Source organism: Brucella pseudogrignonensis (genome assembly GCF_032190615.1).
GTDB lineage: Bacteria > Pseudomonadota > Alphaproteobacteria > Rhizobiales > Rhizobiaceae > Brucella > Brucella pseudogrignonensis_B.
The window spans coordinates 1,586,303-1,601,374 of sequence record NZ_JAVLAT010000001.1; the positions used below are offsets into that span (position 1 = coordinate 1,586,303).

A 15,072-nucleotide genomic window follows, 5' to 3' on the forward strand; every position below is an offset into this window, starting at 1 on the left:
TAATTTGAGGCAAACAGGAATTATAATCCTCAAAATACCTTTTTAGAGGAAAAGTGATGCTCCGCGCGATTTGCGCGCGCAAGCCCGTTTCTTATAAATTTTGACCAGCCCGGGGATAATACCAGCAGCTCTAAAAAGGATACTGCTGTGGCTCTCGCGTCCCAACGACTTCTTGCTGATTTTCCTGCCTTCTTCCGTGTTTCGGGAGAGGTGGTGGTTATTGTTGGCGGTGGCGAAGAAGCGCTTAACAAGGCGCGGCTCGTGGCACAGACGTCAGCTCGTTTGCGCATCGTTGCGGAAGAGTTTGAGCCAGCCTTGGCGAGCTTCATCGAAAGCCATGGTGCAGAGCAAATCCGGCAAGCTTTTGAATCAAAACATCTTGAAGGTGCGAAGCTGGTTTTTGTTGCGACCGGCGATGAACAGACCGATCGCGCAATTGCAGCGATAGCCAAAGCGCATAAGATTCCTGTCAATGTTGTTGATCGTCCTGCACTCTGCGATTTCCTGACACCGGCTATCGTTAACCGTGCACCGATTGCAATTGCCATTGGCACGGAAGGTTCGGCGCCTGTGCTAGCACAGATGGTGCGGGCGCGTATTGATGCGGCTTTCTCACCACGTCTTGGTGAGCTTGCACATTATGCCGAAAGCTGGCGCGCGCATGTTGAAAAGCTGCTTCCAAAGGGCTTGGCGCGCCGCAGCTTCTGGCGCGGGTTTTTCTCCGGCGCCGTTGCGCGGGCTGTTGAAAACGATGACCGCGAGGAAGCCGATAGAGCAGCAAATGCATTAATTGCAGAGCCGCAGAATGCTGCCGGTTATGTCTGGCTGGTTGGCGCTGGTCCGGGTGCAGAAGATCTGCTGACCCTGCGTGCGCATCGTGTGCTGATGGAAGCCGATGTGATTGTGCATGACGCGCTGGTGCCAGAAGGCGTTATCGCCATGGGTCGCCGCGATGCGGAGCGTCTTTCGGTCGGCAAGCGCAAGGGATGCCATTCCAAAAGCCAGAACGAGATCAACGATCTCCTCGTCAGCCTTGGTCGCGAAGGCAAGCGCGTGGTGCGTCTGAAAGCGGGCGATCCGCTGGTCTTTGGCCGTGCGGGCGAAGAAATGGCGGCGCTGCGGTCGGCGGGTATCGGTTTTGAAATCGTGCCGGGCATCACCTCTGCTTTCGCTGCCGCAGCCGATATGGAACTGCCGCTGACACTGCGCGGCGTGGCGTCCTCGCTGGTGTTCACCACTGGCCACGACATGGCAGGCGATGTCTTGCCGGGCTGGGCCAAGCTTGCCGTCTCGGGCGCAACAATCGCCGTCTATATGGGCTCAAGTGTTGCTGCATCCGTTGCAAGCCGTCTGATTTCTGCGGGACTGCATGAAGATACGGCTGTCGCGGTTGTTGAAAATGCCAGCCGCAAGGACAAGCAGCTGTTTCATGGAACATTGAAAGATCTGCCATCGCTGGAAGAGCGCAAAGAGCTTGCGGGTCCGGTCATGGTCATCATCGGCGATGCTGTTGCAGGTGCCGCTATCGATAAAGCGCAAGCGCTGGCGGTTCGTCCCGTTGCAGTCGCCGCTTAAATCAGGGGTTGGAAAAATGGTTGTAAAAGTTCTCACCGCAAACCGGCTCATTGATGGTCAGGCCGTGTGGCTTGGCGCTGATGGTTCATGGCAGGAAACGATTGATGGCGCGCTGGTTGCCCGTCATGCGGAAGCCGTTAGCGCTCTCGAAAATGCTGGCAAGGTTGCTGCCAAAGCCAACCTGGTTGTCGATGTGAATGTGATTGATGTCGAAGAGCGTGACGAAGGGCTCTATCCCATTCGCCTGCGCGAGCGCATCCGGCTCTCCGGCCCCACCATCGTTACGCTTGGTCAACCGCATGGCTCCCAAAAGTGGGAACCGGTTTTGGGATAAAGCCATGCGTGAAAAAAGCCTGAAGCAAGCCTCCTGATCTGGATATCGGAAATTACCATGTATCGTTATGATGAATTTGACCGCGATTTTGTTGCGGCCCGCGTTGCACAGTTCAAGGATCAGGTTGAGCGCCGCCTTTCGGGTGAAATGACGGAAGACCAGTTCAAGCCGTTGCGCTTGATGAATGGCCTTTATCTGCAATTGCACGCCTATATGCTGCGTGTCGCAATCCCTTACGGCACATTGTCGAGCCGCCAGTTGCGCAGGCTTGGCTCTATTGCGCGCGAGTATGACCGCGGTTTTGCGCATTTCACAACGCGCCAAAATGTTCAGTATAACTGGCCAGCACTAAAAGACGTGCCACGCATTCTTGAAGAACTGGCCGAAGTCGAAATGCACGCCATTCAGACTTCGGGCAACTGCATTCGCAATGTGACCGCTGATCACTTTGCAGGGGCGGCCGCTGATGAAGTGGCCGATCCGCGCCCGCTGGCAGAAATTCTGCGTCAGTGGTCGTCGCTGCATCCCGAGTTTTCTTATCTGCCGCGCAAATTCAAGATTGCGATTGTTGGCTCAGAGCATGATCGTGCGGCCATTCAGGTGCATGATATCGGTTTGCAGCTGAAAAAGAACGAAGCAGGCGAGCTAGGCCTTGCTGTCTATATTGGCGGCGGGCAGGGGCGCACGCCGATGGTCGCCAAAAAAATCCGCGACTTCCTGCCGCTTGAGGACATGCTGACCTATGTGACAGCGATTGTCCGCGTTTATAATCTCCATGGACGCCGCGATAATAAATACAAAGCGCGTATTAAAATCCTCTTGCATGAAACTGGCATTGAGCCGCTGGTGCAGGAGATTGACGCTGAGTGGGAACAGATCCGTTACAGCGATCTGCAACTGCCGCAGCGCGATATTGATGCGATTGAAAGCTATTTCCGTATGCCGGATTTGCCGCAGCGTCCCGAAGGCTGGGAAATTCTGGCTGTCACGCAGAAGGCTGATGCCGATTTTGCCGCCTGGACGCAGCGCAATGTGACGCCGCACAAGAACCCGGATTATGCGGTCGTGACGATCTCGCTCAAACCCATTGGCGGTATTCCGGGCGATGCGAGTGCTGAACAGATGGAATTGGTAGCGGATATTGCGCAAACCTATTCTTCTGATGAAATCCGCGTCAGCCATGAGCAGAATCTGGTTCTGCCGCATGTGGCCAAGGCCGATCTTCCGGCGGTCTATGACCTGCTTCAATCGGACGGACTGGTGACGGCCAATGCGGGTCTGATCACTGATATTATCGCATGCCCCGGCCTTGATTATTGCGCGCTTGCCAATGCGCGTTCGATCCCGGTCGCGCAGCGCATTTCTGAACGCTTTGGCAATCAGCAGCGCCAGCTGGAAATTGGCGATCTCAAGATCAAAATTTCCGGCTGCATCAATGCCTGCGGCCATCACCATGTCGGTCACATTGGTATTCTTGGTGTCGAAAAGAAGGGTGAAGAACTCTACCAGATCACGCTTGGCGGTTCGGCGGATGAATATACATCCATCGGCGACATTACTGGACGCGGCTTTTCGTCAGAAGAAGTGGTTGATGCCATAGAAACGGTGGTCGATACCTATCTTGGCTTGCGTGAGCATGCGGATGAAAGTTTCATTGCTGCCTATCGCCGGGTGGGTATGGAGCCTTTCAAAAGGGCACTTTATGGCGAGGTGAACCGTGCAGCCTGACGCCGATGAACGCGCAGCCGCGCAGGCGCGGCTGTTGGAGGGAAATCATGGCGCGTCCTCTCCGCAGGACGTGATTGCGCTCAGCACCCATGAACTCTTTGATGGCCAGATTGCAGTCGTTTCGTCCTTTGGTGCTGAATCGGCTGTCCTGCTGCACATGATTTCGGAGATTGATCCGGCAACGCCGGTTCTGTTTCTTGATACAGGCAAGCATTTCCGCGCGACGCTCGATTATCGGCATGATCTTGTGGACCGGCTGGGGCTTCTCGACGTGCAGGATATTTTGCCACTTGCGGACAGCGTGAAAGCGGATGATCCGTTTGGTGCTTTGTCGATGACCGACAAGGATCGCTGCTGCTTTATCCGCAAGGTTGAGCCGATGGCGCGAGCTGTTTCTCCTTATCGTGCATGGATGACCGGTCGGAAGCAGTTTCAGGCATCGACCCGCAATGCATTGCCGGTTTTTGAATCGGTCGGCCCACGCATTCGCATCAATCCGCTGGCGCGGATGAGCGCGGATGACTTGCGAAACTACGCGCAAAAACATGATCTGCCTGTCCATCCACTGACGGTGCAGGGCTACCGTTCAATTGGCTGCATGCCTTGTACGCGACCCGTGAGCGAGGGTGAAGACCAGCGCGCCGGGCGCTGGTCGGGATCGGAAAAGACCGAATGCGGCATCCATCTGAGCGGACTTGCTGATAGTCTAAAAAATCATGGAGCTTTGGACCGGAAATGAGTGAAACAAAACTTTGGTCCGAGCAGGGCTTTCGTGAAGACGATTATATTTTTGGCGATGATCTCGAAACCGCAGGTGACGCGCCCGCGATCATCATTCCGCTGGCTGTCTGGTTGGGGCTTGATGAGGAGCTGCGCCGCGCCTCCAATCGCCGTATCGGTGTTTCGGTGACGCCGGGTGAGAAAATTGATCCGCTGTTGGATCATCTCGAAAACCTGCCAGTCATTGCTTTGGAGTTTCCGGCCTTCAATGATGGTCGCTCCTATTCTAAGGCCGAGGTTCTGCGTCGTGCGGGTTTTGTGGGCGAGCTGCGGGCGACGGGGGATGTGCTGATTGATCAGGCGGCACTGATGCTGCGCACAGGTTTTGACAGCCTGCAAGTGACCAACAAACTCGCGCAATCGCGCCTTGGCGAGCAGCGTCTTGTCGATACGCCCGGCTATTATCAACCCGGCCGTGGTTCGGTTCAGCAGGAAGGCGGGTTCGCCTGGCGGCGGGTAAAGGCCGTCTAAATATTGCTTTTAGGTATTTAGCTGTTTTGCTTCGATGGATGATAGGGTAGATACGCCGCATCAATCATTGGAGACAAGACGTGATCCGCCACATTGTTTTCTTCAGCGTCAAGCCCGATCAGGACATCGATGTCGTCCGCAAGGGCTTGGAGCAGTTGGGTACTATTCCTTATTCCGACGTGTTTGAAGTTCTGCCGAATTCCAAGGTCGACCCGATGGGCAACGCGATTGATCTTGTGGTCTATGCTGAGTTCAAGGACGAAGAAGCGCTGTTCGCATACAAAAACCATCCCACCTATGATGCGTCCACCCAGTATGTGCGCCCGATGCGTGAATTGCGTTTTTCCGCAGATGTCGTGACCGACAAAAGCTAATCAGCCTCCGGTGGAGCCTGCAACGGTAATCCACCAAACAAGTCGGGCTCCGCTGACGTTCTCGCACGTTCAATATTCAGCAGCCGCAACTTGGTGGCTGTACCACCCGCCGCCGAAAAACCTCCAACCTTGCCATTGGAACCCAAGACCCGATGGCAAGGCACGATGATCGGAAACGGGTTTTTCCCCAGTGCATAGCCCACTGCCTGCGAAAGGCTGACATCGCCAAGCCTGCGTGCGATTGCGCCATAGGTGATTGTCTCGCCCGCTTTTAAAGCGAGAAGGATTTCATAGACTTTCCGGTTGAGTTCCGGCAACGGATCAAGCGCAAGCGGTGTTTGCGAAAAATCTGGATTTCCACCCTCGAGAAGCGCGCGAACCTTATCAATCGCTGCGCTAACATAGGCGGGCGGCGCGGCTTCGTTCGCGTTTGAAAAGCGTGATCGCAGACGATAACGTGTTTCGCTTTCATCTAGGTCGCCGATTTCCACACCGATAATCTTGTCGGTGTGCCATGCAATCCCGCAAGGGCCGATAGGCGTTTCGAATATGTTGATACCAGTCGAATCCATAAACAGCGATATAGCATAATTCGCAACAATTGCTGCGGATGGTGTTGCGAAATGGTTGAAGAACGCAGCAAATAGTGATTGTGTGGAAACAACCGCCATGGGCATGACGAGGATTCATGTCTTTAAATGGCCAAATGACAGAGCGATACCTTCCGGAGCATGTTGCATGTGATCGGAACGAGGAAGTTTAAATGGACGATTACGAACGCTATGCCACAGGGCTGATGATCGTTTTTGGTGCGCTGATTGTCGGCGCGCTAATGGCAGCCAATCTTTACCATGGTGATAAGCCCGGATTTCTTTTTGCGCTGGGTGCAGCGGTGGTGGGCTGGTTTTCTGCTTTTGCCGTACTTTTCGACAAGCCTCGCGTCTATGGCGTGATGATCGCCGTGGCTATCGGCTTGGTCGCAGCCTCCATCGGCGCTTTCGTCACCTGATCTTTGACATAAATATTCTTATGAAAAGCCCCGGTTTTCCGGGGCTTTTTGCTTAAATATAAGGCGAGTAGCACTGGCGACGCGGGCCGTAATTAGGCTGGAATGTATTGTCGTAAGCCCGGTATGACCGATAGCGATTATAGCACCAGCGCACATGCGCATTCCCGCCTCCCCGGTAGACAGGTCCAGGGCGATAGCGCGGTGGGTGATGACGATAGCGTGGCGGCGGGCCCCAATTCCGATGGTGTGGTCGGTAGTGCCTGTAGCCATCGCGATAACGCGGCGGATGGTGGCGCCAGCCGCCCCGGTCTCCACGATAGTCGTAATATTGAACAGTCTCGATCGGAGCCTGTGCATCCTGGCTGACGGTGGCTGCCAGACGGGGGACTGGCTGTGCCGCATCGGCGCTTGCAGTGACGGCAGGCACGCCTAGGCCAAGTGATAGACACGCCGCGAAAAAGGAAGATGCTAATTTCTTCATTGGGGTCTCCCTATCTGAATTCTTATCTCAACGTCCCTCGTGCGATTTTGATCCTGCATTGTGGCGTGCCGGTGGCTTTGAAAGCTCACTTTTTCTTCAAACCAGCAATAGTTTAGTGAAAACGCGCGCTGCGATTAATCGAGTGGCGTCAGAATTGACATAAAGATATGTTTATGTCATTAAATCGACTTTGTGCGCTGTGCGCTCGTCTAGAGCGTCCCAGCGTGTATTCAATAAAGCAATCCAGGCATCGTCTTTTCAGAAAGTCCTTTGCGGATTTCGGGCTCTGCTGTAGCGATGAAGCGTATCAGAACACAGGCGGTAATCCCCTATGACGTCTTCCCTCGATAATCTTTTTGGTTCAACGGCAGTCAAGCCAGACGGTTCGGAAGTGCTCGCAGCACTCACCAAAGCCGCAAGTGAACGGATTCTGATTCTTGACGGTGCTATGGGGACGCAGATTCAAGGCTTGGGCTTTCACGAAGAGCATTTTCGCGGTGAGCGTTTCGGTTCCTGCGATTGCCAGCTTCAGGGCAACAACGACCTTTTGACGCTCACCCAGCCAAAGGCAATTGAAGAAATTCATTATGCCTATGCTATGGCCGGAGCTGACATTCTCGAAACCAACACATTCTCGTCGACGACGATTGCGCAGGCGGATTACGGCATGGAAGATGCCGTTTATGAGCTCAACCGTGATGGCGCGCGCTTGGCTCGTCGCGCAGCCATCCGCGCGCAGCAGAAAGATGGTCGTCGCCGTTTTGTTGCCGGCGCACTTGGCCCAACAAACCGTACCGCTTCGCTGTCGCCGGATGTCAACAATCCCGGTTATCGTGCCGTCACCTTCGATGATCTGCGCATTGCCTATGCCGACCAGATCCGTGGTCTGATCGATGGTGGCGCCGACATTATTCTCATCGAGACGATCTTCGATACGCTGAACGCCAAGGCAGCTGTCTTTGCGGCTGAAGAAGTGTTCATTGAGAAGGGCGTGCATCTGCCGGTGATGATTTCCGGCACGATCACCGATCTTTCGGGCCGCACACTTTCCGGTCAGACCCCAACGGCGTTCTGGTATTCACTGCGCCATGCTAAGCCTTTCACCATCGGGTTGAATTGCGCGCTCGGTGCCAATGCAATGCGCGAACATTTGGCCGAAATCGCTGGTATTGCCGATACATTTGTCTGCGCCTATCCCAATGCTGGCCTTCCAAATGAATTTGGCCAGTATGACGAAAGCCCGGAAGCCATGGCAGCTCAGATTGAGGATTTCGCGCGCGAAGGTCTCGTCAATGTGGTCGGCGGCTGCTGCGGTTCGACGCCAGAACATATCCGTGCGATAGCAGCTGCTGTTGCCAAGCATCCACCGCGCAAGCCCGTCAAGGTGCCGCCGCTGATGCGTCTGTCGGGTCTTGAGCCTTTCACGCTGACCAAGGATATTCCTTTCGTCAATGTCGGCGAACGCACCAATGTCACGGGTTCCGCGCGTTTCCGTAAGCTCATTAAGGCTGGTGATTATTCGACAGCGCTGGATGTGGCGCGTGATCAGGTGGAAAATGGCGCACAGATCATCGACATCAACATGGATGAAGGTCTGATCGACAGCCAGAAGATCATGGTTGAATATCTCAACCTGATCGCGGCAGAGCCGGATATTGCGCGCGTTCCGGTGATGATCGACAGCTCGAAGTGGGATGTGATCGAAGCTGGCCTGAAATGTGTTCAGGGCAAGCCGATCGTCAACTCGATTTCGCTCAAAGAAGGCGAAGAAGCCTTCCTGCATCATGCGCGGCTGGTGCGTGCCTATGGTGCGGCGGTTGTCATCATGGCATTTGACGAAACGGGGCAAGCGGACACGGAAGAGCGCAAGGTCGAAATCTGTACCCGCGCTTACAAGATCCTGACCGAGCAGGTTGGCTTCCCGCCGGAAGACATCATCTTCGATCCGAACGTCTTTGCCGTCGCAACGGGCATTGACGAGCACAATAATTATGGCGTCGATTTCATCGAAGCCACGCGCAGGATCACCCAAACACTGCCGCACGTCCATATTTCGGGTGGGGTCTCAAATCTGTCCTTCTCGTTCCGCGGCAACGAGCCGGTGCGTGAGGCGATGCACGCTGTCTTCCTCTATCATGCCATTCAGGTTGGTATGGATATGGGTATCGTCAATGCCGGGCAGTTGGCGGTCTATGACACGATTGATCCGGAACTGCGCGAAGCCTGCGAAGATGTGGTACTGAACCGTCGCGATGATGCGACCGAACGGTTGCTCGAAATTGCAGAACGTTTCCGGGACAGCGGCACCAAAGAAGCGAAAGCGCAGGATTTAAGCTGGCGCGAATGGCCGGTTGAAAAGCGCCTTGAACATGCGCTGGTCAACGGTATTACCGAATATATCGAAGCCGACACGGAAGAAGCCCGTCAAGCGGCAGCACGTCCGCTGCATGTTATTGAAGGCCCGTTGATGGCCGGTATGAATGTGGTCGGCGATCTGTTTGGCTCGGGCAAGATGTTCCTGCCGCAAGTGGTCAAGTCTGCCCGTGTGATGAAACAGGCTGTGGCGGTGCTTCTGCCCTATATGGAAGAAGAAAAGCGCCTGAGCGGTGGTGAAGGTCGCCAGAGTGCCGGTAAGGTGCTGATGGCAACCGTGAAGGGCGACGTACACGACATCGGCAAGAACATTGTCGGCGTGGTGCTGGCTTGCAACAATTACGAGATCATTGATCTTGGCGTGATGGTGCCAGCGCAAAAAATTCTGGATACGGCGAAGGCCGAAAATGTCGATGTCATCGGCCTTTCAGGCCTTATCACCCCGTCGCTCGACGAGATGGTGCATGTGGCGGCTGAAATGGAGCGTGAAGGCTTTAACGTGCCGCTTCTGATCGGTGGTGCGACGACCAGCCGTGTGCATACGGCTGTGAAAATTCATCCACGCTATGAGAAGGGGCAGGCGGTCTATGTGATCGATGCCAGTCGCGCCGTGGGTGTTGTTTCAAATCTGTTGTCGCCTGAAAACAAGGGCGCTTATGTCGAGGGCATTCGTGAGGAATATGCCAAGGTTGCGGCAGCGCATGCCCGCAACGAGGCAGAAAAGAAGCGTCTGCCCCTGGCTCGCGCGCGCGAAAACGCCCACAAGTTGGACTGGGACGCCTACACACCGCCAAAGCCAACATTTCTTGGCACAAAGACCTTTGAGAACTATGATCTGGCCGAGATTGCGCGTTACATCGACTGGACGCCCTTCTTCCAGACATGGGAGATGAAGGGGCGCTATCCAGCCATTCTCGAAGATGAAAAGCAGGGCGAAGCAGCACGCCAGCTCTGGGCGGATGCACAGGCCATGCTTGCGAAGATCATCGAAGAAAAGTGGTTTGCGCCGCGTGGCATAATTGGTTTCTGGCCTGCCAATACCGTGGGCGACGATATTCGTCTCTTCACCGATGAAAGCCGCAAGGAAGAACTCGCTACCTTTTTCACCTTGCGCCAGCAGTTGTCGAAGCGTGATGGTCGCCCGAATGTCGCTATGTCGGATTTCGTGGCACCAGCCGATAGCGGCAAACAGGACTATGTTGGCGGCTTTGTCGTCACCGCAGGTATTGAGGAAGTGGCAATTGCCGAACGCTTTGAGCGCGCAAATGACGATTACTCATCCATTCTCGTGAAGGCACTGGCTGACCGCTTCGCTGAAGCCTTTGCTGAACTAATGCATCAGCGCGTGCGCAACGAGTTCTGGGGCTATGCGCCGGGCGAAGAGCTTTCAAACGATGATCTGATCCACGAGCGTTATGCCGGTATCCGTCCGGCACCGGGCTATCCGGCGCAGCCTGATCACACCGAAAAGAAGACCTTGTTCGAGCTTCTGGATGCAACAGCGCAAACCGGCGTCGAACTGACGGAAAGCTATTCCATGTGGCCGGGCTCGTCGGTGTCTGGCCTTTATATCGGCCATCCCGAAAGCTATTATTTCGGCGTTGCCAAGGTCGAGCGTGATCAGGTCGAAGATTACGCGAACCGCAAGGGCATGAGCGTGGAGGAAGTTGAACGCTGGCTTGGGCCAGTTCTCAATTATATTCCCGGTCAGGCACCGGAGCCGGTTGAAGCTGCTGCATAACCGTAGCGCATCTGAAAATCATAAGCCCCGCATTGCGGGGCTTATTTATTTAATTTTACTTAATTTTTATCTAGCTGAAATAAGTATTATTTTTATAAAAAATATGAAAATATTGAAATCAATATGTGTAGATGACCTGTAAATCATATGGTATATAATACAGGTGGCTCACGGTCTTGTGGTCGATAATAAAAATTCGGGTTCCGGCGCCATAGAATCCTAAAAAATTAGTATTTGTTTGTCTGGTCGGTTCAATCGACACAGAATGTGTCTGTTTATCCAAATTTTATCGAATTATCTGGTTCATCGAAACAATATTGGGATTCAAGTTATGCAATGGGAAGATTTTTACGAGACCATCCAATCATCCGATAATGCCGAAACCCTGTTCGAGCAGATTAAGACCTATGCCGCAAAACTTGGATTTGCCTATGTGTCTTATTCCATGTGTGTCCCGTCGCTGGATAGTGTATCGCGCTGGATACGCTTTGAGACCACGCCTGATGCTTGGCAGAAACAATATGCGGCGAAGAAATATGTCGAAATCGACCCTGTCGTGCGGGGCGGAATAAACAGCATTGAACCGCTCGTTTGGTCGCAGAAGCTTTTTGTCGAGACGCCCCAGATATGGGCAGATGCGCAGGGTTTCGGGCTTCGTGTCGGGATCTCTCAGCCATGCTGGGCTGCACAAGGGGTCTTTGGCATTCTCACATTTTTGCGTGACAAGCCTGCTTTATCAGAAGGTGAAATCTCGATGCTGCGTCGCCAGATGCAGATTGTGACCAATCTCTTGCACCTCGCCATGTATGAACATCTTAATGTTCCAAAAATCAACTGCGTATCAGAAGTGAATCTGACTGCACGCGAGCGTGAAATCCTGCGTTGGACAAGCGAAGGCAAAACCGCCGAGATTATTGGAACCATCCTCAGCATTTCAACGCGCACTGTGAATTTCCATATTAGCAATGTTCTCACCAAACTTGTTGCCGTCAACAAGGTACAGGCCGTCGCCAAAGCGCGTACATTTGGCCTTCTCTAACGACGTTTGATCCTTTGGCGGTTTGGCCCGAAGGACATTTTACTCCTTAAAAATCGGCTTAATACCACAAATTTAGTAGTATTTTCCGCAGCTTGGCTAAAAATTGCACTTTTCGATCTGGCGCAAGTTTGTTTCCGTTATCGCGTCAAAACAGGCACGTTTTCGCTTAACCCCGTCACAATACGCGATAGCATACTTTTCCTTTTGCTCTGTCTTTCACGACAATGCGCGGAGAGTGGTTTTCCAACGCCTGCGCCGGATCAAACCTCCCGTCATTATTCTTTTCGAGCTGGTTTCCGGGAGAAACAGACGTGCATCACGCATCCCTGAGCAAGAACCTGACGCATCTTGAGCGTCTGGAAGCAGAAGCAATTCACATTTTCCGCGAGGTTGCCGCGACTTTCGAAAACCCGGTCATGCTCTATTCGGTGGGCAAAGATTCCTCAGTCATGCTGCATCTGGCGATGAAAGCATTCTATCCGGCTCCGCCGCCATTCCCGTTTCTGCATGTCGATACGACCTGGAAATTCCGCGAGATGATCGAGTTTCGCGATGCCCAGGCCCGCGAAAAGGGTTTTGAGCTGCTGGTTCATATCAATGAGGACGGCGTACGCGATGGCGTTGGTCCATTCACGCATGGCTCAAACGTCCATACCCATGTCATGAAGACAGTGGGTTTGCGGCAGGCGCTCGATAAATATAAGTTTGATGCCGCTTTCGGTGGTGCACGCAGAGATGAGGAAAAATCCCGCGCAAAAGAGCGCATTTTTTCGTTCCGCAACGCGCAGCATGGCTGGGACCCAAAGAACCAGCGTCCTGAAATGTGGAAGGTCTATAATACCCGCGTTGCAGCTGGTGAATCGATCCGCGTCTTCCCGCTCTCGAATTGGACCGAGTTGGATATCTGGCAGTATATCCTTCAGGAAAACATCCCGATTGTACCGCTTTATTTTGCAGCGCCTCGTCCGGTAGTCGAGCGCGACGGCATGTTGATCAAACTCGATGATGACCGCATGACGTTGCGTCCCGGTGAGAAGGTTGATGAGCGGATGGTGCGTTTTCGCACGCTTGGCTGCTATCCGTTGACGGGTGCAATTGAATCCAGTGCCACCAATCTCTCCGATATTGTCGAAGAAATGTTGATCGCCCGCACCTCCGAGCGTCAGGGCCGCGCCATTGATCGCGATGAAGCCGGTTCGATGGAAAAGAAGAAGCGGGAGGGCTATTTCTGATGAACGCCCTATTGAAACCCTCTGTAACAAGTGCCGCCGTCAGCGATTTTCTCGTTGATCAGGAGCGTAAGACTCTGCTCCGCTTTTTGACTTGCGGTTCGGTCGATGACGGAAAGTCCACGCTGATCGGGCGTCTTCTCTATGACACCAAACTGATCTTTGAGGATCAACTTGCGACGCTGAAGAACGACAGCCGCAAATTTGGCACCACGGATGACGATTTTGATTTCGCGCTGCTGGTCGATGGCCTTGAAGCCGAACGCGAGCAAGGCATCACCATCGATGTGGCCTATCGCTTCTTTTCAACGCCGCGTCGTAAATTTATCGTGGCCGACACACCAGGCCACGCGCAATATACGCGCAACATGGCAACAGGCGCTTCGACGGCTGATCTAGCAGTGGTGCTAATCGATGCGCGGCAGGGTGTTCTGACGCAGACTCGCCGCCATAGCTTCATCGCTTCGCTTTTGGGTATCCGGCACATTGTCGTGGCCGTCAACAAGATCGATCTGGTTGATTTTTCGCAAGATGTTTTTGATCGTATTGTTGCTGACTATATGAGCTTTGCCAAAGACTTGGGCTTCGCCAGCATTCAGACAATCCCGCTTTCTGCGCGGTTCGGCGATAATGTCAGCAGCCTTTCACCGCGTATCGGCTGGTATGAAGGCCCTTATCTGCTGGAACATCTGGAAACAGTGCGTCTTGATACGGATAGTATCGGCAAGCCATTTCGCTTTCCGGTGCAATATGTGAACCGGCCAAATCTCGATTTCCGTGGCTTCTCCGGCACTGTTGCCTCAGGGTCGATTGCAGAAGGCGATACGGTTGTTGTCGCAAAATCAGGCAAGCAATCGAAGGTGAAACGCATCGCCGCCTATGACGGCGACCTGGCCCGCGCAACCGAAGGGCAGGCGGTGACGCTCGTTCTTGAAGACGAGATTGAAGTCTCTCGTGGCAATATGCTGGTGGGTACAGAGGCGCGGCCAGAAGTGGCGGATCGCTTTAGCGCCAATATCGTCTGGTTTGGTGAAGAAGCTTTGCAGCCGGGGCGTTCTTATCTGCTGCGCACTGAAACAGATCAGACGCCGGTGACGATCAGCGAGATCAAATACCGCACCGACGTTAATACATTTGCGCGCGAAGAAGCGACACGGCTTGATCTCAATGAAGTTGGTGTTTGCCATCTTCAGACAGCGGACCAGATTGTTTTCGATTCCTATTCGGACAATCGCGTGACCGGCGCTTTCGTGCTGATTGATCGTCTCACCAATGCGACGGTTGGCGCCGGTATGATTGATAGCGCATTGCGTCAGGCAACCAATGTGCATTTGCAGGCTTTTGACCTCGACAAACAGGCACGTGCATCGCAAAAATTCCAGAAGCCGGCTGTGCTCTGGTTCACGGGCTTGTCCGCTTCGGGAAAATCTACCATCGCCAACCGGCTCGAACAGCGACTTCATGCGCTTGGCAAGCACACCTACCTGCTGGATGGCGATAATGTCCGGCATGGCCTTAACAGCGATCTTGGTTTCTCGGATCAAGACCGCGCCGAGAATATCCGCCGCGTAGGCGAGGTAGCAGGTCTTATGGCCGATGCCGGGTTGATCACGCTGGTCTCGTTCATTTCGCCATTCCGATCTGAACGCGACCGCGTGCGGTCGCGTTTGCCGGAGGGTGAATTCATCGAAATCTTCGTTGATACGCCGATTGAGGAATGCATGGCGCGTGATCCAAAGGGGCTTTATGCGCAGGCACTGCGTGGTGAGATCAAGGCGTTTACCGGCATTGATTCGCCCTATGAAGCACCGCATTCCCCGGAAGTGCATCTTCACACCGCCGGGCGTGACATTGACGAACTCGTCGCGGAAGTAGAAAAGTATCTGGCCGAGCGCGGTGTTATCGGCAGTTATGGCAGTGATTCCTGGTCGATTTGAG

13 protein-coding genes are annotated in these 15,072 nt (G+C 53.8%); 11 read left to right on the plus strand and 2 right to left on the minus strand.

Annotation, left to right across the window (positions count from 1 at the left end; translation table 11 throughout):
* Positions 1-147 precede the first annotated feature (147 nt).
* The 6 genes from cysG to RI570_RS07685 all read left to right on the plus strand — a co-directional run bounded on the left by cysG (position 148) and on the right by RI570_RS07685 (position 5,262).
* Complete coding sequence (cysG, locus tag RI570_RS07660) at positions 148-1,575, plus strand: siroheme synthase CysG (RefSeq protein ID WP_313827819.1); 1,428 nt, start codon at positions 148-150, stop codon at positions 1,573-1,575.
* Positions 1,576-1,591: 16 nt separating this feature from the next.
* Entirely contained in the window at positions 1,592-1,909 is a 318-nt protein-coding gene (locus tag RI570_RS07665) for a DUF2849 domain-containing protein (protein ID WP_313827820.1), read from the plus strand.
* A 57-nt stretch (positions 1,910-1,966) separates the two neighbouring features.
* Positions 1,967-3,637, plus strand: a complete 1,671-nt coding sequence (locus RI570_RS07670; RefSeq protein WP_313827821.1) for a nitrite/sulfite reductase — start codon at positions 1,967-1,969, stop codon at positions 3,635-3,637.
* On the plus strand, positions 3,627-4,376 hold the full coding sequence (locus RI570_RS07675) for a phosphoadenylyl-sulfate reductase (RefSeq protein ID WP_313827822.1): 750 nt from the start codon (positions 3,627-3,629) through the stop codon (positions 4,374-4,376). The genes RI570_RS07670 and RI570_RS07675 overlap by 11 nt, the downstream gene beginning before the upstream one ends.
* Entirely contained in the window at positions 4,373-4,888 is a 516-nt protein-coding gene (locus RI570_RS07680) for a DUF934 domain-containing protein (protein WP_313827823.1), read from the plus strand. The genes RI570_RS07675 and RI570_RS07680 overlap by 4 nt, the downstream gene beginning before the upstream one ends.
* A gap of 80 nt (positions 4,889-4,968) precedes the next feature.
* Complete coding sequence (locus tag RI570_RS07685) at positions 4,969-5,262, plus strand: Dabb family protein (protein ID WP_313827824.1); 294 nt, start codon at positions 4,969-4,971, stop codon at positions 5,260-5,262.
* On the opposite strand, the gene RI570_RS07690 is transcribed toward RI570_RS07685, so the two are convergent.
* On the minus strand, positions 5,259-5,834 hold the full coding sequence (locus RI570_RS07690) for a methylated-DNA--[protein]-cysteine S-methyltransferase (protein ID WP_313828591.1): 576 nt from the start codon (positions 5,832-5,834) through the stop codon (positions 5,259-5,261). The genes RI570_RS07685 and RI570_RS07690 overlap by 4 nt on opposite strands.
* A 191-nt stretch (positions 5,835-6,025) precedes the next feature.
* On the opposite strand from RI570_RS07690, the gene RI570_RS07695 reads away from it, so the two are divergent.
* Positions 6,026-6,271: a hypothetical protein gene (locus RI570_RS07695; protein ID WP_007873334.1), complete on the plus strand. Its 246-nt coding sequence runs from the start codon at positions 6,026-6,028 to the stop codon at positions 6,269-6,271.
* A gap of 52 nt (positions 6,272-6,323) precedes the next feature.
* Here RI570_RS07695 and RI570_RS07700 read toward each other — a convergent pair whose 3' ends face one another.
* The gene (locus RI570_RS07700; RefSeq protein ID WP_313827825.1) at positions 6,324-6,752 is read right to left on the minus strand and encodes a BA14K family protein; all 429 of its coding nucleotides are present in this window, start codon (positions 6,750-6,752) and stop codon (positions 6,324-6,326) included.
* A 331-nt stretch (positions 6,753-7,083) separates the two neighbouring features.
* Here RI570_RS07700 and metH point away from each other — a divergent pair, with 331 nt between their 5' ends.
* The 4 genes from metH to cysN all read left to right on the plus strand — a co-directional run bounded on the left by metH (position 7,084) and on the right by cysN (position 15,071).
* Positions 7,084-10,866 (plus strand): methionine synthase, encoded by a 3,783-nt coding sequence (gene metH, locus RI570_RS07705; RefSeq protein WP_313827827.1) that lies wholly within the window; start codon positions 7,084-7,086, stop codon positions 10,864-10,866.
* A 331-nt stretch (positions 10,867-11,197) separates the two neighbouring features.
* Positions 11,198-11,905 carry a LuxR family transcriptional regulator gene (locus RI570_RS07710; RefSeq protein ID WP_313827829.1) on the plus strand — a complete coding sequence of 236 codons (708 nt, stop codon included), beginning with the start codon at positions 11,198-11,200 and terminating at the stop codon, positions 11,903-11,905.
* Between the two features lie 311 nt (positions 11,906-12,216).
* Positions 12,217-13,137: a sulfate adenylyltransferase subunit CysD gene (gene cysD, locus RI570_RS07715; RefSeq protein ID WP_313827830.1), complete on the plus strand. Its 921-nt coding sequence runs from the start codon at positions 12,217-12,219 to the stop codon at positions 13,135-13,137.
* The gene (gene cysN / locus RI570_RS07720) at positions 13,137-15,071 is read left to right on the plus strand and encodes a sulfate adenylyltransferase subunit CysN (RefSeq protein ID WP_313827831.1); all 1,935 of its coding nucleotides are present in this window, start codon (positions 13,137-13,139) and stop codon (positions 15,069-15,071) included. The genes cysD and cysN overlap by 1 nt, the downstream gene beginning before the upstream one ends.
* The last annotated feature ends 1 nt before the right edge of the window (position 15,072 follow it).